Here is a 21,952-nt window from a genome sequence, read left to right as displayed (position 1 = left end):
CTGCTGCCGCCAGAAAAACACAGCGCCGGGCGTCCCTATTTGAGGAAGTCCGGCACGTCGAGGTCATCGGAACGGCCCGAGGACAGGTCCTGCTCCACGACCGCGGGCAGATCGACGTCGAACCCTGCGTCGGCCGGAACGGCCTGACCGCGCGAGCGCTGCTGCGACCAGGCACCGAGCCCGGCGGAAGCGGGAGCAGCCGCGCGGCGGTTCTCCCCGACCGTGGGAGCCGAGGCCGGCTTGAGCGCAGGAGTAGCGGGCTGGGACGTGACGTCCACCTGGTCGAAACCGGCGGCAATGACGGTCACGCGGGCTTCATCTCCCAGCGCGTCGTCGATCACGGCACCGAAGATGATGTTCGCTTCCGGGTGCGCAACCTCCTGGACCAGCCGGGCTGCCTCGTTGATCTCGAAGAGGCCGAGGTCGGAACCACCCTGGATGGACAGCAGCACGCCGTGCGCGCCGTCGATCGATGCCTCGAGCAGCGGGGACGCGATGGCGAGCTCAGCGGCCTTGACCGCGCGGTCCTCGCCCCGGGCCGAGCCGATCCCCATGAGGGCCGAACCGGCCCCCTGCATGACGGACTTCACGTCAGCGAAGTCGAGGTTGATCAGGCCGGGCGTGGTGATGAGGTCGGTGATTCCCTGGACGCCGGAGAGCAGCACCTGGTCAGCGGACCGGAAGGCATCGAGCATGGACACGTTGCGGTCGCTGATCGAGAGCAGCCGGTCGTTCGGAATCACGATGAGGGTATCGACCTCCTCGCGGAGGGTGTCGATGCCGGACTCCGCCTGGTTGGACCGGCGGCGGCCCTCGAACGTGAAGGGTCGGGTGACCACGCCGATGGTCAGTGCACCCAGCGATCGCGCGATACGGGCCACGACGGGCGCACCGCCCGTACCGGTCCCGCCTCCCTCGCCGGCGGTGACGAAGACCATGTCCGCACCCCGGAGTACTTCCTCGATCTCCTCCGAATGGTCCTCGGCTGCGCGCCGTCCCACCTCGGGGTCGGCGCCTGCGCCCAGGCCGCGGGTCAGTTCACGGCCGACGTCGAGCTTGACGTCGGCATCGCTCATCAACAGCGCCTGCGCGTCGGTGTTGATCGCGATGAACTCCACCCCGCGGAGACCCACCTCGATCATCCGGTTGATGGCGTTCACGCCACCACCGCCGATGCCGACGACCTTGATGACGGCCAAGTAATTCTGCGGTGCTGCCACGTCCTGTGTCCCTTGTTCGAATCTTTACGCTGTATGGGGTTCGTCCGGCCGGAACCGGACCTCGTTAAACGTTAACCTTCAGGATGAAAGTTAACGTTATGTCAAGTAACTTCTATCTTGACGCTATGGGCACGGGGCCGCCGTTGCAATGACATCGGCCGCGTGTCGCACCGATTACTGCAATCAGTCAGGCTGACCTACTGCTCTGCCGCGTCACCGCGTCACCGGCCGATCAGGTGTACTGACGTCGAACTCCTTCACGGGCGGATCCCCGGGCGGCATCGCAAGAAGGGCGGTCAGCACCCTTGCCTTGGCGGCATTCCGCTCAGCGCTGCCCCAGAAAATTTTCTGGTCCCCCGACAGGGATAGCTGGATGGAGTCCGGACTCGATGCCGAGGCGCTGTTCAGCCGCGTGAGGACATCTGCCGGAAGTTCCGCCAGCACCGCGGTGATGGAGGGGAAAACGGCGGAATCGATCGCCGCGGTTCCGCCGTCGATGAGCGGAAGCTGTACGGCGTCCCGGGCCGCCACGGTGCCCAGCCGCCGGCCCGTGGAATCGACGAGGACGAATCCGCTGATGTCCTGCACGATGGCCACGGGAGTCCGCTCGGTAATGGTGACCAGCAGCGTCGACGGTGGTTCCGCAGCGACATCGATGTCCTCGATGGGTGCCTTGTCCTTCAGGAGCTCCCGGACCTGGTCGTCGGAGATCTGCGGCAGGGGCACGCCCTGAAGGGGAGCAAGTGCCGCGGTGACCTCATCGGTCGGAACCAACGAGTTCCCCTGCACCTCGAGTTCCCTCAGCGCAAGCGCCGGGGAGAACACGAGGTAGGCGACCAGTCCCACAAGAGCAAGTACAAGGAGTGGAACGAAGATCAGCGCGTAACGGCGGCGCCGCCTGCGGGGCGGTGCGGGAAACTCGAGGACAGTGGCGGAGGGGGCCGTACCGGAGGCGACGGCCGAGGGAACAGTGGCAGAGGGAGCGGTGCCGGAGGGGGCGGTGGCCGCGGGGCCGTCGTCGAGCATGGAAACCCGGCTCGAGTTCGCACGGGATCCTGTGCCGGGCGCCGCGCTGCTGCCGGCAGGAGTGGGGGGCTTCCTAGAAGACATCAGCCGCTCCGTCCGGCGGGGTCTCGCCGGCGCGAAGTCGCTCGACGAGCTGCACGCCGTACCTGGTGACGTCCCCGGCGCCGACCGTCAGGATGATGTCCCCTTCAGTGGCGCGCGCCACCAGCGCCTCGAGCGCAGCGGCCGGGTTTTCCTCATAGGTGCCGGCGGGTCCCATCCGATCGGCGATGAGCCAGCCCCCCACGCCCGGCACCGGGTCCTCCCGGGCGGCGTAGACCGGAAGGATGGCCGTGGAATCGGCAATGCCGAGCGCATTGGCGAAACCCTGCGCGAATTCACTGGTCCTCGAATAGAGGTGGGGCTGGAACAGGACGTGGACGGAGTGCTCCCCGGCGACGGTGCGCGCCGCGGTCAGTGCTGCTGCAACCTCGGTCGGATGGTGCGCGTAGTCGTCGAACACGCGCACTCCCCGTCCAACGCCGCGTGCCTCGAAGCGGCGTGCGGCGCCCGAGAAGAGGGCGAGGTGCGCAGCCGCGACGGCAGGATCCACACCGAGTTCCAGTGCCACGGCGAAAGCAGCAGCTGCGTTGAGGATGTTGTGTCGCCCTGGAACACCGAGTTGGAGATCCTGCCGGGCGTCGAGTCCGTCGACCACGAAGGACAGGACGCTGTTCGAGGTGCTTCCGAGGGCGCGCGTCGCCTCGATGCGGATGTCCGCTTCCGCCGCGTAGCCATAGGTACGCACGCGTCTGCCCGGACCTGTTCCTGCGACGAGCTGTGCTGCACCGGGGTCGTCGGCGCATGCCACGAGCAGCCCGTTCTCGGGTACCAGCTCAGCGAACCGGCGGAACACTGCCGTCACCGCGTCCGCCGTGCCGTAGTGGTCCAGGTGGTCCGCCTCGACGTTCGTGACCACGGCGATAAACGGCGCGTAGTTGAGGAATGAGCCGTCGGACTCATCCGCCTCGGCCACGAAGATGTCCCCTCCGGTCCACTGTGCATTGACGCCCAGCGCCGCGACATCGCCGCCGATCGCGAACGACGGCGCAAGGCCGGCGCCCTGGAGCATCACGGTGATCATCGCCGTCGTCGTCGTCTTCCCGTGCGTACCGGCGACGGCGACCAGCTGCCGGCCCGCCGTGGCGGCGGCGAGGGCCTCCGACCGGTGAAGAACCGGAATTCCGTGCCGCTTCGCTTCGACCAGCTCCGGGTTCCCTGCGCGGATTGCCGAAGAGATCACGACGGTGCCGGCGTTGCCGAGGTTCGCCACGTCATGGCCCACGTGGACGCCGGCGCCCAGGGCGGCGAGTGCGGCGAGTGCTTTCGAGTCCGAGGCGTCCGACCCCGTGACGCGGAGTCCCTGCCCGAGCAGCACCCGCGCCACGGCCGACATGCCGGCTCCGCCGAGTCCGAGGAAGTGGACCGGCTCGGCAAGCCCCCCCTGATGTTCCTGGTGTTCTTCCGCGGGGCTCATGCTTTCCGCCCTGCCGTTTCGATCACGAGCGCCGCGACGCGCTGGTCGGCGTCGCGTACTCCCTGCCCGGCAGCGGCGGCGCCCATGGCGTCGAGGGCGGCGGAATCCGTGAGAAGGGAGGTCACTGTGGAAACCAGCCACTCCGGGGTGAGGTCGGAGTCCTCGACCAGCAACGCGCCCCCGGCAGTCACCAGCGATGCGGCGTTGAGGCGCTGTTCCCCGTTGCCGTGGGACAGCGGCACCAGGATCGATGGAAGGCCGACGGCAGCCAGCTCGCACACCGTCGCAGCACCGGCCCGCGCAAGCAGGAGGTCCGCTGCGGCGTACACGCGTTCCATTCCGTCCACGTAGTCGAGCTGGTGGTAGCCGGGTAGCGCCAGCGCATGGCCGTCGGCGGCGAGGACCTGCTTCCCGCGGCCGGTGATGTGGAGCACCTGCAACCCGGCCTCCACGAGTGCGGGCGCTGCGTCGGCCACCGCACGGTTGATGCTGGCAGCACCGGAGGATCCTCCGGTGACGATAAGGGTGGGCCGCTCCGGGTCGAGTCCGAGGCCCTGCCGGGCATTCGCACGGTCCGTTGCCCGGTCCAGACCGGAGATCTCCGGGCGCATCGGCATGCCGACCCATTGGGCCTTCGGCAGGTCCGCGTCCCGGAACGCGACGGCGACGGTGTTGGCGATGCGGGCACCGAGCCGATTGGCCAGCCCGGGGCGCGCGTTCGCCTCGTGGATGAGGACAGGGACCCGCCGGAGCCAGGCTGCCAGGTAGACGGGTGTGGCAACGTATCCGCCGACACCGACGACGACGTCGGCTCCCGCTGAGTCGAGGATCCGCCGTGCCTGACGCATCGCCCGCAGCAGCCGGAACGGAAGCTTCAGGAGGTCGGAGGACGGACGCCTCGGCATCGGCACCCGGTCGATGGTTTCGAGCTGGAAGCCGGCGGCCGGTACCAGCCGGGTCTCCATGCCTGATTCAGTGCCGACCACGAGGATCCGTGCGCCGGGCTCCAGTTCGGAAATGGCGTGTGCAATGGCGAGCAGCGGGCTGATGTGGCCTGCTGTGCCACCGCCCGCCAGGACGGCGGAAAGCGGTTTGCTGCGTGTCATGGCGCTGTGGGTTCTCTTTCGGGGCTGGCTGGAGAAGCGGTCCGGGCGGCTGCGTCGCCCGGAATCTTGGGGCTCTTGCGGGCGAAGGACAACAGCACACCGACAGCGGCCAGAGTGAAGGTCAATGCCGACCCGCCGTAGGAGATGAAGGGCAGCGGCACACCGATGACGGGCAGGAGGCCGGTGACCATGCCGATGTTCACGAAAGCCTGTCCGATCAGCCACACGAGGATCGATCCCATCAGGATGCGGACGAACGGGTCCGTGTAGCGCATGGCCACCCGGATGGTGGCAACTGCCAGGATACCGAACAGGGCGACGACGAGGGTTGCCCCGATCAACCCGAACTCCTCGCCGATGATCGCGAAGATGAAGTCGTTGTGTGCCTCCGGGATCCAGTTCCATTTCTGCCGGCTCTGGCCGATCCCCACCCCGAACCACCCGCCTGATGCCATCGCGAACAACCCGTTGTCGGCCTGCAGGCAGAGATCCGCGCCGTTGTCGCAGTTCAGCCGCAGCCAGGCGCTGATGCGCCCGCCTCGGTTGTCGCTGGTCACCACCAGGAGCAGCACGCCGATGATCCCGGCGATGCCGGCCAGGGTGAACATCTTCAGGGGTGCTCCGGCGAAGAACAGAGCAGCCGCGAGGATCATCATGAGGATCATGCCGGTGCCGAGGTCGCCACCCATCAGCACGAGCAGGATCGGAAGCCCCCCGATGGGTAGGGCCGGGACCACTGCGTGTTTCCAGTTCCGAATCAGAGCCTTCTTCCGCTCGAGCACCGTGGCGAACCACAGGGCGAGCGCCAGCTTCGTGGGTTCCGAGGGCTGGAAGCTCTGGTCCCCGATCCGGATCCAGTTCTGGTTTCCGTTGATGTTCTCGCCGATGAGCAGGACAAGGACGAGAAGCACGATCGCCACGCCCAGCCCCGGCCAGGCGAGCACGCGGTAGGCCTTCGGCCCGAGCCGGGACAGGATGAGCATCATCACCACCCCGGCGGTCGCCCAGACCGACTGTTTCAGGAACAGGGCGAACTCGTCCTCGCCGTCGGAGATCGCTTCGACCGACGACGCCGAGAGGACCATCAGCAGGCCGATCGCCGTCAGGGCCAGCGCCGTCCCGAGGATGAGGTAGTAGCTGGATCCGCTGGGTGCGCGGCCCGTCCCCTCGAGGAGGGTCCAAGCCCGCCGGAGCCCGCCTGCCGCTTTGATCCTTGCCGGTTCATTCCCGGCCAGGGATTTGGAAGCCGCCGGCTGGTGCCCGCCGGGTCTGGTTGGCGTGGTGACCATCTACAACTCCTCCGAGGTTTTCGCCTGCCCCTCCAGAACCGCACGCACTGCCTCAAGGAAGGCTGTGCCCCTGTGGGCGTAGGAAGAGAACTGGTCCATTGATGCGGCGGCGGGTGCCAGAAGCACAGTGTCGCCGTTCCCGGCAAGGCGTGCGGCTTCGGTGACTGCCCGGTCCATGACGGCCCGGCCGTAGGCCGGATCCGCCGCGCCGGCCGGGAACTGCCCTGTTCCAGTGTGCCGGTCGACGGCAGGAATGACCGGAACATCCGGAGCGTGTCGGTGGAGGGCCTCCCGAAGGGCGCTGACATCCTCCCCGATCAGGACGACGGCCTTCAGCCGCCGCGCATGGGTGCGGACGAGGTCGTCGTACCGGACCCCCTTGGAGAGGCCGCCGGCCAGCCAGACGACGGACGAGAAGGCGGCGAGCGAAGCGGCAGCGGCGTGCGGATTGGTCGCCTTGGAATCATTGATCCACAGCACCCCCGCCTCGTTGCCCGCAACCTGGATGCGGTGCTCCCCCGGTCGGTAGGCACGGATACCCTCGCGTACGGCAGCCGGTGCCACTCCCGCTGCGCGCACGAGTGCAGCGGCTGCAAGCGCATTGGCCACCAGATGGCGTGGAACCACCTCGCCCAGTTCCCGCACCGAGGCCAGTTCGGCCGCGGAGTCCTTCCGCTGCTCGATGAACGCCCGGTCCACCAGCAGGTCCTCCACCACTCCCATCATGCTGACCGCGGGGGTGCCGGTGGTGAAACCGACGGCGCGGCAGCCCTCCTGGACCTCGGCGTTCTCCACCATCAGTTCCGTCTCGCGCTGGTCGACGTTGTAGATGCAGGCGACTCTCGTCCGCTCGTACACTTTCGCCTTCGCCGCCGCATAGGCGTCATAGCCGCCGTGCCAGTCCACGTGGTCCTCCGCGATATTGAGGCAGACACTCGCAAGCGGTGCCAGCGAGTCCGACCAGTGCAGCTGGAAACTCGAGAGCTCCACAGCGAGGAAATCGAAGCCCTGCGGATCCCGGATCACGTCGAGGATCGGCGTCCCCACGTTGCCGGCGGCCACGGCACGCTTGCCCGCGGCGAGCAGCATCGACTCGGTCAGTCCCACCGTGGTCGTCTTGCCGTTGGTCCCGGTGATGGTGAGCCACTCCGCCGTCGGGCGCCCCTGCCGGATCCGCACGCGCCACGCCAGCTCGACGTCGCCCCAGATCGGAATGCCACGGCGTGCGGCATCGACGAGCAGCGGCTGGGCCGGGCTCCAACCCGGCGAGGTGACGACGACGTCGGGCTCCTCGCCGCCGACCAGCGGCACCGTGAGGGCATGCCCGCTGCCCAGCAGGACGGCTCCGGCACCGACGATGCGAAGCGTGTCGGCCTTCGCCCGGTTCTCGGGAGAGTCGAGGCCGTCGACCACGACGACGTCGACGCCGAGCTCAAGAAGGGTATCGGCGGCCGAGAATCCTGAGGCTCCGATGCCGGCGACCACGGCTCGCAGGCCGCGCCAGGGAGAATCCCAGGTCGTGAGGCCGCCGAGCCTGTCTGCCGGCGCCGATTCGGCCGGGGACGGTGTACTGGTCAACCCACAACCCATTCCGCGTAGAAGATACCGAGGGCCACCGCGACGAAGAGACCGGCGAGGATCCAGAATCGCACCACGACGGTCACCTCAAGCCAGCCCTTGAGTTCGAAGTGATGCTGGAGCGGCGCCATGAGGAAGACCCGCTTTCCTCCGGTGAGCTTGAAATAGCCCACCTGGATGATCACGGAGAGCGTGATGACCACGAACAGGCCGGCAAGGATGACCAGCAGCAGTTCGGTCCGCGAGAGGATCGCGAAACCGGCGATCGCCCCGCCGAGCGCGAGGGATCCGGTGTCACCCATGAAGATCTTCGCCGGCGAGGTGTTCCACCACAGGAAGCCCACGAGAGCCCCGCAGAGGGAAGCCGCAAGGAGTGCGAGGTCCAGCGGATCCCGCACCGAGTAGCAGACGTCGCCGACCACGCGGGAGGAGCCGCAGCTCTGGTTGGACTGCCAGATTCCCATCAGCATGTAGGCACCGAAGACCAGGATCGAGGCTCCCGCCGCAAGGCCGTCCAGACCATCCGTGAGGTTGACGCCGTTCGAGGTTCCCGTGATGATCAGGTTCGCCCACAGCACGAACAGGATCGCTCCGCCCACAGTGCCGGCGAAGGCGAAGTCGAAGGACGTATCCCGGATGAACGAGACAGCGGTGGAGCCGGGTGTCCGGCCCTCCTCGTTGGGGAACTGAAGTGCCAGGACGCCGAACACGACCCCTACAGTGGTCTGTCCCACGATCTTCGCGGGAGCGCTCAGTCCGAGGCTGCGCTGTTTCGAGATCTTGATGTAGTCGTCGAAGAATCCGACGAGTCCCATGCCCGCCATGAGCAGCAGGAGGAGGAGCCCGGAGGCGGTGGGCCCGTTCGAGCCACCGACCATCCCCATGACGAGGTGCGTCAGGAAATAGGCAAGGAGCACTGCGCCGACGATGACCGCACCGCCCATCGTGGGAGTACCACGCTTGGTGTGGTGCGCTGTGGGGCCGTCGTCGCGGATGAACTGTCCGTAGCCCCTGCTGACGAGGAGCCGAATGAACAGGGGCGTCCCGAGGAATCCGATGACGAGGGCGGTGGCCGCTCCGATCAGTATCGCGATCACGGCCGTGTCCCGCTTTCAGGCCGGACTCTGCCGGAGGTGTCGCTGCCGGAGGTGTCGCTGCCGACGGACACGCCGCCGACGGTGTCGCTGCCGGAGGTGTCGCTGCCGACGGACACGCCGCCGGACGCGGTGAAACTGTCGCCGAGGAAACGCAGTCCGGCGCCGTTCGAGGATTTGAACAGCACGATGTCCCCTGGTGCAACTCCCGCCCGGAGAATCTCGCCTGCGGCGGCCGCGTCGCTCACGTGGACGGCTTCCTCACCCCAGGAACCTTCGAGCACTGCACCGTTGAAGAGCGCGCGGGCGTTGTCCCCCACCACGACCAGTTTCGAGATATTCAGCCGGACCACCACGCGTCCCAGGAGGTCGTGTTCCTCGATCGACCGCTCGCCCAGTTCGAGCATCTCGCCCAGCACGGCCCAGGTACGCCGCCGGCCGGCTCCGAGTTCGGCCAGGGTGCGTAATGCGGCACGCATGGATTCGGGGTTGGCATTGTAGGCATCGTTGATGATGGTGACGCCGTCGTCGCGCTCAGTGCGTTCCATCCGCCACCGGCTCGTCGCCTGCTGGGTGCGGAGGGCCGCCGCGATACGCTCGCCCGGAACTCCGACGGCCCAGCCCACTGCTGCGGCGGCAAGCAGGTTCGTCACCTGGTGGAGGCCCAGCAGGGGTGAGGTCACCCGGTGCGTCTCACCGTCGGGCAGGACGAGCGTGAAGTCGGGGTGGCCCTCGGCGGTGGTGGTGCTGTCGCGTGCGCTCAGGACCGTGCCGTCGTCGGTCGTGAAGTCGGTGGACGATGTGAAGTAGAGCTTATCGGCGGCCGTGCGGGTCCTCATGGCGGAGACGCGCTCGTCGTCCGCGTTGAAGACGGCGGTTGCACCGGACGGGAGCGCCTCGAAGAGTTCGCCCTTGGCCGCGGCGATATTCTCCACGCCGCCGAACTCCCCGGCGTGGGCGGACCCGACCCCAAGGACCACACCGATATCGGGCTGGACCATCTCCGCCAGGTAGCGGATATGCCCGGGTTTCGTGGCTCCCATCTCGATGATGAGATAGCGCGTGTCGAGGGCGGCTTTGAAGACCGTGAGCGGCACTCCGACCTCGCCGTTGAAGGATCCGCCGGGCGCGATGGTCGGAGCCTCGGTTCCCAGCATGCCGGCCAGGAGGTCCTTCGTGGTGGTCTTGCCGGCCGACCCGGTGATGCCGATCACCGTCAGTGGGCTGAAGGCCCGGATCCGGCGTACCGCTTCCGCTGCGAGGGCGCCCATGGCCAGCACCGCGTCGGGGACGATCACCGAAGGAAAGTCGGCGCCGTCACCGGTTGCCGAGACGGGCCGCTCCGCCAGGGCGAGGACAGCGCCGCGCTCAACCGCCTGCGGGACGAATCGGTGCCCGTCCGAGCTTTCGCCCGGCTTGGCGATGAAGAGGCTGCCCGCCGTGCACTCGCGGGAATCGGTGGCTGCAGAGGTGACGGTTCGGGAAGGATCTGCCTGGGCGGAGCGTGAAAGATAGCCCCCGGTGATTGCCGCGATCTCGGCTGCGCTGAATTCAATCATGACGGTTCAGGATTCTATCCCCGGCTGCGGAAGCACAGAGAATCCGCGCCTTGTCAACGCGGCGGCCAGTTCGACGCGGTCATCGAGGGAATGGTTGACACCCTTGACCTCCTGCCACACTTCGTGGCCGCGGCCTGCGACCACGATGGTGTCGTCGGGGCCCGCCAGCAGCACCGCATGCTCGATCGCCGCCGCGCGCGGAAACACCTCCAGCACCTCGGTGGCCAGGGAGCCGGCGCGGACGGCCGCGGTGGCGCCCGCCAGGACACCGGCGCGGATGAACGCATCATCCTCGTCGTGCGGATCATCGTCGGTGACGATGACGACGTCGGCCAGTCGCGCCGCGACGGCGCCCATGATGGGGCGTTTCGTCTCATCCCGCTGCCCTGTTGCCCCGAAAACGACGATCACGCGTGACCCGTCCCGCCGCACCGAGGAAAGGGTGCGCTCCAGGGCGTCGGGATTGTGGGCGAAATCGACGATGCCGGCAGGACGGTTGCTGATCACCTGCATGCGCCCGGGGACCTGGATGGTGAACGGGTCCCGGCTGTCGGCGGCGCGCTGCACCTCGTCCGCGGACACTCCAGAGGCAAGCACCATGACCGCAGCCAGGGCTGCGTTGGAGATGTTGAAAGTTCCTGGCAGCCCACAGCGCAGGGACAGGGTAACGCCGTCGGGCCCGGTGATGGTGAAGGCGTGGCCGAGGCCGTCCTGCTCGATGCCCCCCACCCGCCAGTCGGCGGCGTCGCCGTCGCTTGCCGCGTCGATCCGTGCCTCGGTGGTCAGCAGCGTGGTGACGGGATGGGCGGCCTCGCGGGCGAGCCGCTGCCCCCAGGCGTCATCGACTGTGATGACCCTCGTCCGTGCGTGCGCCGCATCGAAGAGTTGGGCTTTGACCGCGAAGTAACGCTCCATGTCGCCATGAAGGTCGAGATGGTCCTGGGTGAGGTTGGTGAAGCCTGCGACGTCGAAGACGACCCCGTCCACGCGTCCGAATTCGAGCGCATGCGAGGACACTTCCATGGACGCCGCCGTCAGCTTCCGCTCCCTCATCAGCGCCAGCAGCGAGTGCACCTGGGGGGATTCGGGGGTGGTGAGCAGGCTGGGAATGGGGTCCTCACCGGCAAGGATCTCGATCGTCCCGATCAGCCCCGTGGTGCGGCCCAGCGCGCGAAGCAGGGAGTTGAGGAAGTAGGTGGTGGTGGTCTTGCCGTTCGTCCCGGTGACTCCGTACAGCGCTGGACGTTCGACGCCGTCGGGCTGGCTCCGGAACACCAGCCGGGACAGCGGTCCCACCAGCCTGCGCGGATCGGCGGCAGTGAAGACCGGCACGCCGTCGAGTTCGGCAGCTCCGATGAGTGTGGCACCCGCTGCGTCGGTCAGGACGGCGGAGGCGCCCCTGGCGACGGCGAGGCCGGCGAACTCGGCACCGTGGCGGCGAGACCCCGGCAGCGCGGCATAAAGGTCCCCCGGCCGGACGGAGCGCGAGTCGAGCGCCACTCCCGTCACAGCGACCTCCGCGCGTTCGGACTCGGCAGCCGGCAGGGAACCGTACCGGACCGAGGACAGGCCCGAGGGCAGGTGCTGCAGCACGCGCAGCAACTGGACGGTTTCAACGCTGGTCGGCCTCATTACGTCGGGGCCGCCGGGCGTCGGAAGGTTGGGCGATGTCCTGGACAATTTTCTTGGATCTCCGGCTCAGTACTCGACCGGGTAGGTGTCCGGCTTGCGTGTGGAGGGTGCGATGCTGTTCGAATTCAGGACCTGCTTCATGACCTTCTGGAAGGAATAGCCCGGAACCAGGTAGTAGAGATCTCCCTGGGGCCGCTGGAGCGTCACCACCACCACGTATTCGGGGTCTTCGATGGGGGCCATTCCGGCATAGGAGAGAGTGTAGCCGTCGTACCCGCCGTTGGCCCCGGGAGCTTCTGCCGTGCCCGTCTTGGACCCTACCCGGTACTGCTCGAGTTCGCCGGTCTTTCCCGAACCGTCGACCGTCACCGTTTCGAGCATCTTCTGCATCTGGAGTGCGGTCTCCTCGGAGACCACCTCGGTACCCTCGTCCGCGGGAACCTTGTGCTCGGTTCCGTCCGGATCGATGTAGGCGTCCACCAGTCGCGGCTCCAGCTTCACGCCGTCGTTGGCGATCGCCTGGTAGACCATTGCCGTATGCAGTGCGGTCTGGGCAAGGCCCTGGCCGAAAAGCACTGTGTACTGCTGGCGGTCGTCCCAGTCCTCGGGCGGCGCAAGAATGCCGCTGGACTCCTGGCTGAGGCCGGTGTTGAGCTTCTCGCCGATACCGAATTTCTTCAGCCAGTCGTAGCGCTCCTGCTTGGTGAACTGCTCCCCGATCATCACGGTTCCCGTGTTCATCGATTTCGCGAAGATTCCCGCGGCCGTGCGGTGTTCGGTGCCGTGCTGGAAAGCGTCCTTGAAGGTCTGGCCCCCCACCGTGTAGGTGTTGTCCAGCTCGAACTCCGAGGTCGGCTCGATGATGCCCTCCTCGAGCGCCGCAGCCATGGTGATGAGCTTGGTCGTGGACCCGGGCTCGAAGGCAGCACTGACCGAGCGCGGCTGACGGTCCTCGGGAGAGGTGGCGCCGGGGAAGTTCGGATCAGGGGTCGTCGATTCGGCCATCGCGCGGATGGCGCCGGTCTTCGCTTCGACCACCACGATGTTTCCCCACTCCGCGTCGTATTCCTCGACCTGTGAAGCGATGGTCTGCTGTGCGAACCACTGGAGGTCCTGGTCGATCGTCAACTTCACGGACTGGCCGTCGACAGCGGGGACGTCCTCGTTGGTAGCGTAGGGAATCCGGATACCGTCACCGCCGATCTCGAACGTCCGGCTACCGGGATCCCCCTCCAGCTGATCCGACAGTGCGAGCTCAAGACCCTCCCGGGCCTCTCCATCCGGCCCGACGTAGCCGACGATCGAGCCGGCCACCTGCCCGGCAGGGTAGGTCCGCACGCTGGTCTGGTCGGCATAAACACCTGGAATACCGACTGCCAGTGCCTTGTTCTTCACCTCCGGGGTCACCGACTGTGCAACATAGTTGAAGATCTTGTCTCCCACGATGGCGTCCTCGAGCGTTGCTGCGTCGATGCCCAGCACTTCCGACAGTTCGCGAAGGCCCTGCTCGAGGGGAATTCCGACCTCGCGCTCGTCCAGCTCGGCGTTGTAGCGGCTGAAGGTGGTCCCGGTACTCAGCGTCTGGTCCACCACGATGTCGAACCGCTCGACACTTCGCGCGAAATGCTTTCCGTTGGTGTCGAGGATCGACCCCCGGACTGGTTGCACGGCAGTGGTGGTCAGGCGTTTGGAGAGGCCGGCCTGAGCCATGCCGTTCAGGTCGAGGGCCTGCAGCTGGAACAACCGGACGCCTAGCACCAGAAGGAGCACGAGGACGAAAGCCAGGCCGAGCCGCAGTCGCTTGGACCCGAGGGCCACACGCATTGCGTCCTGGCCGCCGGTGATGGGGTGCGCCACGGGGATATCCTTGTCAGTCGATTCCGAGCAGTTGAGGTTGGGGGCGGACTACCTGTCCGTTTCGGCCTGCCCCGGACCTTGCTCTGGGCCGGGGATGGTTCCTGCCGCTTCGGTTCCTGTCGCAGCCACCGTCTCCGGCATCCGCTCCATCTGGATATCGAGGTCCGGAGCCGGAATCAGCGCAAGGGGTCCGTCGGTCTTCGTGGCAGCCTCTGGGCTACCCGTCACCTTCAAGGAATCTATCTCAATGGAGCCGAACGTCGGGGATCCGACCATGCCGAGTTTCGTTGCTGCCGCAGCGAGGTTCTGGGGTGCCTCCCGGTTCTCGATCTTCTGCTCGAGGGCCTGGTTCTCCTGGCTCAGGGCGATCTGCTGGCCACGGAGCTGGACCAGTTCGTACTGGGTTCCCGAGACTGAGATGTTGAGCATGAGGACCGTGACCAACGCAGCCACCAGTGCAACAAAACTGAACACCACGAAGGGGACGCGGCGCTTCGCCGGGCGCGCCGGCACGACCGAAAGCGGGGTGCGCGTCCGGGGCGCTGCGCCACCCCCCGGCCGAAGCCCGGAGGGCCGCGGCGCTGAGAGGGCACTGCTTCCCGACAGCTCGTGGTGAATGCTGCGTGTATCCGCGATCAGTGCCTGGCTCAATTTCGATTCCTGTCCACGGGGTGTTCCTTGATTCGTTCAACTGCCCGGAGCTTCGCTGACGCGGCCCTCGGATTCTCTTCGACTTCCAGCTGCGATGGTGCCTCGGTACCACGGGTGAGTAAGCGGAGGTACGCCTTGTGCTGCTCAAGCTCCACGGGAAATCCGGGAGGGGCCGAGGATTTCGCTCCGGCCGCAAAGGCGGTCTTCACGATGCGGTCCTCGAGCGAGTGGTAGGACATGGCGACGATCCGCCCTCCGAGCCGAACCGCGTCGATCGCCGCGGGAACCGCCCGTGAAAGCACGGAGAGTTCCTCGTTGACCTCGATGCGCAAGGCCTGGAATGTCCTCTTGGCAGGATGACCGCCCGTGCGGGCCGCCGCTGCCGGGACAACCTCCCGGATGGCCTTGACAAGCTGTCCGGTGGTTTCCAGGGGTGTCTCACTCCGCGCTGCAACGATTGCTGAAGCAATCCGGCCTGCGAACTTCTCCTCACCCCAGGAGCGGATGATGCGAAGAAGCTCCTCCTTGGAGTAGGTATTGACGACGTCGGCGGCTGTGATTCCCCGGGTTGTATCCATGCGCATATCCAGGGGTGCGTCATAGGAGTAGGCGAAACCGCGCTCGCGTTCGTCGAGTTGAAGCGACGAGACGCCAAGATCGAAGAGGAATCCGTCGGCTGCCGGAATGCCGAGGTCTGCCAGGACGTCGGCGATCTCGTCATATACGGCGTGGACGAGGTCGGTCCGATCGGCGGAAGGTTCCAGCCGCTCCCCCGCGAGCCGCAACGCCTCGGTGTCCCGATCGATACCTACCAGGTGCATGGTCGGGAATTCGGCGAGCAGGGCCTCGGCGTGGCCGCCCATGCCCAGGGTGGCGTCGACGAGGACCGGACGCCTGCCTGCTTCCCGCGCTGAGGCGACAGCAGGCGCCAGGAGGGATACGCAGCGATCGCGCAATACCGGTACATGCCGCTCACCGGTCGGGCGATCTTCGCTCACGCACCTTCTCCTTCCTGCATCAGTAGATTGACATGCCTGACTGTCGGAACAGCCTTTCAAGGGGCCCTGAATTTCGCTGGAAGTTATTGGATCAGATCCCCATCCGGCCGGATCGAGCCGCCGCCTGGCTTCGGGGAAGTGAAGCCAGGTGGTGCGATCCATCCGACGGGTGGAGATCTCATCCAAGACGTCCAGTCCGTGTCCTGCCTAGATGATTCCCGGCAGGGCATCCTCATCCGTTTCGGAGAACGCCGCCTCCTTTTCCTCGAGGTAGCGGTCCCAGGCTCCCGCGTCCCAGATCTCCGCACGGCTTCCCGCTCCGATGACCGCCAGTTCACGGTCCAGCCCCGCGTAGGCGCGCAGAACCGGTGGAATGGTGATACGCCCCTGCTTGTCCGGGAGTTCATCCGAAGCTCCTGACAGGAACACGCGGACGTAGTCCCTGGCCTGCCGGGATGAGATCGGAGCCGCCCGCATTTCCTCGTGGACCTTCTCGAATTCACTTGCACTAAAAACGTAGATACAGCGCTCCTGCCCCCGGGTGAGGACAAGCCCTGAGGCCAACTCGTCGCGGAATTTTGCCGGCAGGATCAACCTGCCTTTTTCATCGAGGCGAGGTGTGTGTGTCCCCAGGAACATCCCCACCGCCTGTCCGAAATTCGTGTGCGCCGTCACTTCGCTCTTATATTCCCCACTTTACTCCACAAAGCACCACCGTCAACGCGGCTGAGAGGGCGTGGCGCGCCCTATCAGGGAAAGTCCCCTGCTATTCCGCGGCCAGGAGGCGGGGAGCGTAGTGGAGGGATATATCTCCGGGGCGTTAAATGCGAAAGACCCGCCGGAGCGGGTCTTTTGCGTCGGGATCGGCCTTGCTGCGGCCTGATCCCCGGAGTCACGGTAACTGGGGCCCTAGGGCTGGTCCCGTTTACGTTCGTCCCATTTATCCTCGAGGGTTGTCATGAACCCGCTCTTACCTGCTGAAGCCGGTTTCGCCGTTCTGCCGGTCGGGGGACCACCCTCGATCGATTTCGGCTTCGTGGTGGCGAAGTAGACGCCGGCCCCCATCACCAGAAAACCAGCAACTCCCAGGATGATCATCTGCTGGGAGATCCCCGCAAGCAGAACCAGGATTCCGGCGATCGTTATCAGGGAACCGATGACCACCCGCCGCGTGGACATCGTCCCGCGTGTATTTGACGCCATGGAGTGCGCAAATTTGGGATCGTCGGCGTGTAGTTGTTGTTCGAGCTGATCAAGAAGCCTCTGCTCGTGTTCCGAGAGTGCCATGATCGCCTCCTTGCTGTCAGTGCCAACGTTCCTTAATCCAAAGAACGACTCCGCCGCCTCTGTGGTTCCCACCGATTCGGGCCGGAGGAACGAACGCCGGCTACTGCATTCGCGCTTTGCATTACTTGTATAAAGAGTAGTTTGCTACGGGTCGGCTGGAAAGTCACAATGTACCTTGCTGGTCCCGAAAGTATGGTGCTAGGCACCAAGGTCCCCGCCTGACCGACGCCCCGCCGGGCGGGATCCGGCCGGCAGCTTCAGCAGGCCGGCCGGCACGACTTTTGCGGACCCGAACTTCCTGTTGACTGCGTCCAGCGCCGCCTCTGCGCCCCGCCAGCTGTCCTCGTTGCCATCGATGGTCATCTGGTGCGCACCGGAACCGCCTGTCTCGAGATGCTCGGCCCGGAGGCCGATGAGCCGCACCGGCTGGGGGCGATCACCCAGCCCGAGGAGCAGGGCGATCGCCGCCGCATGGATTGCATGCGCGCTGTTCACCGGTTCGGGAAGCTTCTTCGACCGAGTCAGGGTGGAGAAATCCGCGTAGCGCAGCTTGAGCGATATACCCCCGGCCTGATGACCGGAAGCCCGCAGTCGGATCGCAGTCCGATGAGCGAGCCTCAGCAGCTCGGTCCGCAGGACGGTATCCGAGGAGACGTCCTGCTCGAACGTCTCCTCGGCGCCGATGCTCTTTTCCTTGCGGGTCACCACCACGCTCCTCGGATCGCGCCCCCACGCCAGATGGTGGACATGCTCTCCGGAAGTGCCGAGCAATCGTCGGAGGGCGGTCACCGGCGTATGTGCCACGTCCTGCACCGTGCGGATGCCGAGGCGCGCGAGGGTCTCCTGGGTCTTCGCGCCCACGCCCCAAAGGGCGGATACCGGGAGGGTATGCAGGTAGGCGACCGTGCCGGCGCCGGGGATCAAGAGCAACCCGTCCGGTTTCGCCCTCGTGGAGGCAATCTTCGCGACGAACTTCGTGGTAGCTGCTCCCACGCTTGCAGTCATGCCCAGGGTGCTACTGATCTCCGCCCGGATCTGCTCGCCGATCGACCGCGGACTCCCGAGCCGGCGGAGGGCTCCCTCGACGTCGAGGAACGCTTCGTCGACGCTCAACTGTTCGACGAGTGGGGTCACCGAGCGGAAGATGCCCATCACCATCGAAGATAGCTCCGCGTAGCGGTCATGGTGCGGTGGAAGGATCACGGCGCTGGGGCACTGCCTCAGTGCGACGGCCATGGGCATGGCGGAACGCACACCGTACCGCCGGGCCTCGTAGGACGCCGAGAGCACCACCGACCGACCCGACGGAGAACCCACGATGACCGGAACCCCCTTGAGCTCCGGACGTTGCAGCAATTCGACCGAGACATAGAAGGCGTCCATGTCGATATGGAGGATCGAGCACTCCGGGTTCTCCAGGCCGTCCAGGCCATGGCGCGTTTCTGCATCCTGCACAACCCCATCGTACCGAGCGCAGTCCGCCCTCCCTGCAGCACCGGCAGTATCGGCATCGCGGCCTTCCAATGGACGGATACAGTAGGAGCTCCACGTCCCAAGCCGCACCGGGAGAGCCATGCCGTCCGCCATTCCGCGTCCGAACGAGGGCGGTTCCGCTGTCGGGATCACCAGCCGCGACCAGCACGCCTTCCGGGCGTCGATGACACGCGAATCCGACCGCTTCCTGGGTGAGCAGGCGGCGGTCCTCGCCGAAATCTCGTCTGAGTCGCTTGTCCTGCTCGACGCGATACGCCAGCTCACCGATGGAGGGAAGCGCCTTCGCGCGCTCCTGTGCTACTGGGGATGGCGAGCCGCCGGCGGCGCCGCTGACGAACATGGCATCGTTACGGCCGGAGTTGCCCTCGAATTCTTCCAGGCTGCTGCGCTCATCCACGATGACATCATCGACAGATCGGACACCCGAAGGGGGGCGCCGAGCGTCCACCGCCGGTTCAGCATCCAACACCGGAACGCACGGTGGCATCTGGATCCGGAGCGCTTCGGCGTGTCCTCGGCGATCCTCGCCGGCGATCTATGTCTGGCGTTCAGCGAGGAATTGTTCACTTCCGCCTGTGAGGGCCTGGATGGTGTCAGTGCCAGGCCGATCTTCAACCGGATGCGGACGGAGGTGATGGCGGGGCAATATCTCGACCTTCTCGAGGAGGCTGTGGGTCCCGACCAGACGCCAGACGCCGCGGCCGAGCGGGCGCTGAATATCCTCCGATTCAAGTCGGCGAAGTATTCGATGGAGCGGCCGCTCATGCTGGGAGGAGCACTGGCAGGAGCGGACCAGGAACTGCTCGAGGCTTTTTCGTCGTTCGCCCTGCCGCTCGGGGAAGCCTTCCAGCTGCGCGATGACGTCCTCGGGGTTTTCGGTGACCCTGCTGTCACGGGCAAGCCTGCGGGCGACGACCTGCGCGAAGGGAAACGCACCTACCTGATCGCCCGGACCCTCGGCGCCAGTGACGCCCGGGGCAGGGACACGATCAACGGCCTCCTGGGAAGGCCCGACCTGTCGGACGCCGACGTAGCGAAATTGCGTGCCGCCATCGTGGACAGCGGCGCGCTCGCGCATACTGAGAAGCTGATCGCCAGGCGCTCGGCCGATGCCTTCCGCGCGTTGGACAGCCTCGCCATCGACGGTCTCCCGGCTGCCGCGCTCCGCGCCCTTGCCGAGGCGGCTGTCACCCGAACGTTCTGACGGACCGCCCGTTGACGGCGCCCGGCCCTTCCGGCTGTCCCCCCGCCTGGAGCTGCGCGGTGTCGGCGATTACCAGGCGGCGGCCTGTGCGCGTCGCCGAATCTCCGTCTTGCGTCCCTCGCGCAGCGCGTCGATGGGGCGCCCGGGAAGGGTTGCGTCGTCGGTGAAGAGCCAGCGGATGATCTCGTCGTCCTTGAATCCGGAGTCGGCAAGCACCACCACGGTGCCGCGCAGGCTCTCGAGGACGGCGTTCTCGAGGAAGAATTCGGCAGGAATGCTCCGGATGTTTCGGTTGGTGATCCTCACCGACACCAGTGCCCTGTCGTCGAGCAATCCGTGGACTTTAGTAATCGAGACGTCCAGCAGAGCTGCGACGTCGGGCAGGTTCAGCCAGCCAGGTACAAGTTCTTCGAGTTCCATCACCCTCTAAGGGTGCCATGAGGTCCACGGGAGCCACCACTTCGGGGCTCAGCCCGGCCTGACACGCCGCCGGGCGATTTCCCTCCCATCCGTGGCTCTTGTGATATGCGGGGAGTCGTGTAGATTCACATAAGTCACAGCGGCACCACAAAGCACATGTGACCCTTTTGTGACACCTTCGCACTCCCGGTGCGCCCTGGCCAGAAACTCTTCCACGGCGTCCGCACAACGCGCGGTTCCCGGACCGCCTCCAGATGAGGAACAGAACATGACTGCCCAGCGACCTCCTGCATCGCCGTCCGGATTCCCGGCGGCCGACACTGTGCGCACTCCGCCCAGACGCCTCAGCCTCGCCGTATCCACGGCCGCCATTCCCGCCGTTCTCCTCTCCTCCGTCGCCCTTGCACAGCCGGCTGCGGCTGTCCAGTCCCAGCCATCCTCAGTGGTGCTGGCCTTCACCCCTGCAGCCCCGGTCAGCCTCCACGCCGTCGTCCCGGCTGCCCTCGTCGCCGCCCAGGTCCCGGCACTCCGTGTGCCCGCTGTTGTAGTCCCCGAGAGCTACACCGTCCGGGCCGGCGACACCATCAGCGCCATCGCGGCCAGGCATGACCTGTCGATGAGTGACGTCCTGGACCTCAACGGCATGACCGTGCGCACCATCATCTACCCGGGCCAGAAGATCAAGCTCACCGGCGCAGCGGTCCCCCCGACCTCCCCAGCCGATGAGGAGAATCCCGGATCAACGGCGCCGCAGGGCTCCTACACCGTCCGGTCCGGCGACACTCTCGGTGCAATTGCGGCACGCCACGGTGTCAGCCTTCCGAGTATCCTTTCGGCCAACAACCTCTCGCTGACTTCGATCATCTACCCGGGCCAGAAACTCGTTCTGGGTGGAGCGGTCAGTCCGGCACCGGAAACGAAACCGGCTCCCGCGCCGGACACGAAGCCGGCACCTGCACCCGCGGCTGCCTACACGATCAAATCCGGTGACACCCTCGGGGCCATCGCGGCACGGCACGGCGTGAGCCTCAGCAACTTACTCTCCGCGAACAACCTGGCCATGAGCTCGGTCATCCACCCCGGCCAGAAGCTGAACCTCGGGACATCGCCGATCTCCGTCCAGGCCGTGCCCCCAGCAACGCCCGCTCCCGCTCCTGCTCCCGCTCCCGCCGGCACGTACACGATCAAGGCCGGAGACACCCTGAGTGCGATCGCCGCCCGCAGCAACGTCAGCCTTTCGGCGCTGCTGACAGCGAACAGCATCACCGCCGCCACTGTCATCCATCCCGGGAAAACACTCCGGCTGCCCGGCGCGACGCCTGGAACGGTATCCGAACCGGCTCCGGTGGACCTGGTGCCGTCGTCCTTCCTCGGCTTCACCTACCCGGTGAAGGTGGTGGCCGACGCGAACGCGAACAAGCAGCTGCTCAACTCACTCCCGGCCCCGAGCCAGGCCGAAATGCGGAAGATCGTCTCCGACACCGCGACGGCGATGGGCGTGGATCCGAGCCTCGCGCTCGCTTTCTCCTTCCAGGAGTCCGGATTCAACCAGCGCGCCGTCTCCCCCGCCAACGCCATCGGCGCCATGCAGGTGATTCCCTCCTCGGGCGAATGGGCAAGCGACCTCGTCGGGCGGAAGCTCAATCTCCTCGACCCCTATGACAATGCAACCGCGGGCGTGGCGATCATTCGGTCCCTCATCCGCACGAGCCCGTCGCTCGATATCGCCATCGCGTCCTACTACCAGGGTCAGTACTCGGTGCAGAGCCGGGGCATGTTCGAGGACACCAAGACCTATGTCGCGGCGATCAAGGCGCACCAGGTCAACTTCAAGTAGAAGCAGGCACACCGAGGCAGGCACACGGGAGGTACTCCCGCAGGGTACGCCCGCAGGGGAACGCCCGTGGCCTCAGGGGACCCCGCCCAGTCGGGTGCCTGCCGTTGCCGGGCCGCCGGGGACAACCCCCCGAGATGCGTGAGCAGCGGGGTGCGGGGCGGGATCGAGTGTTGGTCCCGCCCCG

Annotated in this window: 18 protein-coding genes; 2 read left to right on the top strand and 16 right to left on the bottom strand. The window is 66.5% G+C overall.

Features of this window, described 5'->3' with window-relative positions:
• Positions 1-35 precede the first annotated feature (35 nt).
• The 15 genes from ftsZ to dinB form a co-directional block, all read right to left on the bottom strand.
• Positions 36-1,220, bottom strand: a complete 1,185-nt coding sequence (gene ftsZ / locus IWX75_RS12375; RefSeq protein WP_196822550.1) for a cell division protein FtsZ — start codon at positions 1,218-1,220, stop codon at positions 36-38.
• A gap of 213 nt (positions 1,221-1,433) precedes the next feature.
• Positions 1,434-2,330, bottom strand: a complete 897-nt coding sequence (locus IWX75_RS12370; RefSeq protein ID WP_196822549.1) for a cell division protein FtsQ/DivIB — start codon at positions 2,328-2,330, stop codon at positions 1,434-1,436.
• The gene (murC, locus tag IWX75_RS12365; protein ID WP_196822548.1) at positions 2,320-3,762 is read right to left on the bottom strand and encodes a UDP-N-acetylmuramate--L-alanine ligase; all 1,443 of its coding nucleotides are present in this window, start codon (positions 3,760-3,762) and stop codon (positions 2,320-2,322) included. The genes IWX75_RS12370 and murC overlap by 11 nt, the downstream gene beginning before the upstream one ends.
• Positions 3,759-4,868 carry an undecaprenyldiphospho-muramoylpentapeptide beta-N-acetylglucosaminyltransferase gene (gene murG / locus IWX75_RS12360; RefSeq protein ID WP_196822547.1) on the bottom strand — a complete coding sequence of 370 codons (1,110 nt, stop codon included), beginning with the start codon at positions 4,866-4,868 and terminating at the stop codon, positions 3,759-3,761. Before murG ends, murC begins: the two co-directional genes overlap by 4 nt.
• Positions 4,865-6,157 carry a putative lipid II flippase FtsW gene (gene ftsW / locus IWX75_RS12355; protein ID WP_196822546.1) on the bottom strand — a complete coding sequence of 431 codons (1,293 nt, stop codon included), beginning with the start codon at positions 6,155-6,157 and terminating at the stop codon, positions 4,865-4,867. The genes murG and ftsW overlap by 4 nt, the downstream gene beginning before the upstream one ends.
• The gene (gene murD / locus IWX75_RS12350; RefSeq protein WP_196822545.1) at positions 6,158-7,747 is read right to left on the bottom strand and encodes a UDP-N-acetylmuramoyl-L-alanine--D-glutamate ligase; all 1,590 of its coding nucleotides are present in this window, start codon (positions 7,745-7,747) and stop codon (positions 6,158-6,160) included.
• Positions 7,732-8,832 (bottom strand): phospho-N-acetylmuramoyl-pentapeptide-transferase, encoded by a 1,101-nt coding sequence (mraY, locus tag IWX75_RS12345; protein ID WP_196822544.1) that lies wholly within the window; start codon positions 8,830-8,832, stop codon positions 7,732-7,734. Before mraY ends, murD begins: the two co-directional genes overlap by 16 nt.
• The gene (locus tag IWX75_RS12340; RefSeq protein ID WP_196822543.1) at positions 8,829-10,388 is read right to left on the bottom strand and encodes a UDP-N-acetylmuramoyl-tripeptide--D-alanyl-D-alanine ligase; all 1,560 of its coding nucleotides are present in this window, start codon (positions 10,386-10,388) and stop codon (positions 8,829-8,831) included. Before IWX75_RS12340 ends, mraY begins: the two co-directional genes overlap by 4 nt.
• Positions 10,389-10,394: 6 nt before the next feature.
• The gene (locus IWX75_RS12335; protein ID WP_196822542.1) at positions 10,395-12,020 is read right to left on the bottom strand and encodes a UDP-N-acetylmuramoyl-L-alanyl-D-glutamate--2,6-diaminopimelate ligase; all 1,626 of its coding nucleotides are present in this window, start codon (positions 12,018-12,020) and stop codon (positions 10,395-10,397) included.
• A gap of 66 nt (positions 12,021-12,086) precedes the next feature.
• The gene (locus IWX75_RS12330; RefSeq protein ID WP_334684311.1) at positions 12,087-13,877 is read right to left on the bottom strand and encodes a peptidoglycan D,D-transpeptidase FtsI family protein; all 1,791 of its coding nucleotides are present in this window, start codon (positions 13,875-13,877) and stop codon (positions 12,087-12,089) included.
• A 48-nt stretch (positions 13,878-13,925) separates the two neighbouring features.
• Positions 13,926-14,528, bottom strand: coding sequence for a hypothetical protein (locus tag IWX75_RS12325; RefSeq protein WP_196822541.1), 603 nt, complete (start codon positions 14,526-14,528; stop codon positions 13,926-13,928).
• The gene (gene rsmH / locus IWX75_RS12320; protein ID WP_334684310.1) at positions 14,525-15,526 is read right to left on the bottom strand and encodes a 16S rRNA (cytosine(1402)-N(4))-methyltransferase RsmH; all 1,002 of its coding nucleotides are present in this window, start codon (positions 15,524-15,526) and stop codon (positions 14,525-14,527) included. Before rsmH ends, IWX75_RS12325 begins: the two co-directional genes overlap by 4 nt.
• A gap of 207 nt (positions 15,527-15,733) precedes the next feature.
• Positions 15,734-16,165 carry a division/cell wall cluster transcriptional repressor MraZ gene (gene mraZ / locus IWX75_RS12315; protein ID WP_196822686.1) on the bottom strand — a complete coding sequence of 144 codons (432 nt, stop codon included), beginning with the start codon at positions 16,163-16,165 and terminating at the stop codon, positions 15,734-15,736.
• A gap of 270 nt (positions 16,166-16,435) precedes the next feature.
• A complete protein-coding gene (locus IWX75_RS12310; RefSeq protein ID WP_196822540.1) occupies positions 16,436-16,813 on the bottom strand; it encodes a DUF3040 domain-containing protein in 378 nt (125 codons plus the stop codon).
• A gap of 198 nt (positions 16,814-17,011) precedes the next feature.
• Positions 17,012-18,268 carry a DNA polymerase IV gene (gene dinB, locus IWX75_RS12305; protein ID WP_334684309.1) on the bottom strand — a complete coding sequence of 419 codons (1,257 nt, stop codon included), beginning with the start codon at positions 18,266-18,268 and terminating at the stop codon, positions 17,012-17,014.
• 118 nt (positions 18,269-18,386) lie between these two features.
• Between dinB and IWX75_RS12300 the strand changes: the two genes are divergently transcribed.
• Entirely contained in the window at positions 18,387-19,511 is a 1,125-nt protein-coding gene (locus tag IWX75_RS12300) for a polyprenyl synthetase family protein (RefSeq protein ID WP_442858979.1), read from the top strand.
• Between the two features lie 69 nt (positions 19,512-19,580).
• On the opposite strand, the gene IWX75_RS12295 is transcribed toward IWX75_RS12300, so the two are convergent.
• Positions 19,581-19,931 (bottom strand): Rv2175c family DNA-binding protein, encoded by a 351-nt coding sequence (locus tag IWX75_RS12295; RefSeq protein WP_442858978.1) that lies wholly within the window; start codon positions 19,929-19,931, stop codon positions 19,581-19,583.
• A 268-nt stretch (positions 19,932-20,199) separates the two neighbouring features.
• Between IWX75_RS12295 and IWX75_RS12290 the strand changes: the two genes are divergently transcribed.
• Complete coding sequence (locus IWX75_RS12290; RefSeq protein WP_196822537.1) at positions 20,200-21,768, top strand: LysM peptidoglycan-binding domain-containing protein; 1,569 nt, start codon at positions 20,200-20,202, stop codon at positions 21,766-21,768.
• Positions 21,769-21,952: the final 184 nt, after the last annotated feature.

Source organism: Arthrobacter sp. CAN_A6 (genome assembly GCF_015751715.1).
Lineage (GTDB): Bacteria > Actinomycetota > Actinomycetes > Actinomycetales > Micrococcaceae > Arthrobacter_D.
This window is presented reverse-complemented; position numbering and strand designations above follow the sequence as displayed.

What these genes read in the sequence shown, in the direction of transcription:
- IWX75_RS12290 (WP_196822537.1), top strand. Translation starts at nt 20,200, where the DNA reads ATGACTGCCCAGCGACCTCCTGCATCGCCGTCCGGATTCCCGGCGGCC.
- murC (WP_196822548.1), bottom strand. Translation starts at nt 3,762, where the DNA reads ATGAGCCCCGCGGAAGAACACCAGGAACATCAGGGGGGGCTTGCCGAG.
- IWX75_RS12340 (WP_196822543.1), bottom strand. Translation starts at nt 10,388, where the DNA reads ATGATTGAATTCAGCGCAGCCGAGATCGCGGCAATCACCGGGGGCTAT.
- IWX75_RS12335 (WP_196822542.1), bottom strand. Translation starts at nt 12,020, where the DNA reads ATGAGGCCGACCAGCGTTGAAACCGTCCAGTTGCTGCGCGTGCTGCAG.
- IWX75_RS12300 (WP_442858979.1), top strand. Translation starts at nt 18,387, where the DNA reads ATGCCGTCCGCCATTCCGCGTCCGAACGAGGGCGGTTCCGCTGTCGGG.
- murG (WP_196822547.1), bottom strand. Translation starts at nt 4,868, where the DNA reads ATGACACGCAGCAAACCGCTTTCCGCCGTCCTGGCGGGCGGTGGCACA.
- mraZ (WP_196822686.1), bottom strand. Translation starts at nt 16,165, where the DNA reads ATGTTCCTGGGGACACACACACCTCGCCTCGATGAAAAAGGCAGGTTG.
- IWX75_RS12370 (WP_196822549.1), bottom strand. Translation starts at nt 2,330, where the DNA reads ATGTCTTCTAGGAAGCCCCCCACTCCTGCCGGCAGCAGCGCGGCGCCC.
- IWX75_RS12310 (WP_196822540.1), bottom strand. Translation starts at nt 16,813, where the DNA reads ATGGCACTCTCGGAACACGAGCAGAGGCTTCTTGATCAGCTCGAACAA.
- ftsW (WP_196822546.1), bottom strand. Translation starts at nt 6,157, where the DNA reads ATGGTCACCACGCCAACCAGACCCGGCGGGCACCAGCCGGCGGCTTCC.
- IWX75_RS12295 (WP_442858978.1), bottom strand. Translation starts at nt 19,931, where the DNA reads ATGGAACTCGAAGAACTTGTACCTGGCTGGCTGAACCTGCCCGACGTC.
- murD (WP_196822545.1), bottom strand. Translation starts at nt 7,747, where the DNA reads ATGGGTTGTGGGTTGACCAGTACACCGTCCCCGGCCGAATCGGCGCCG.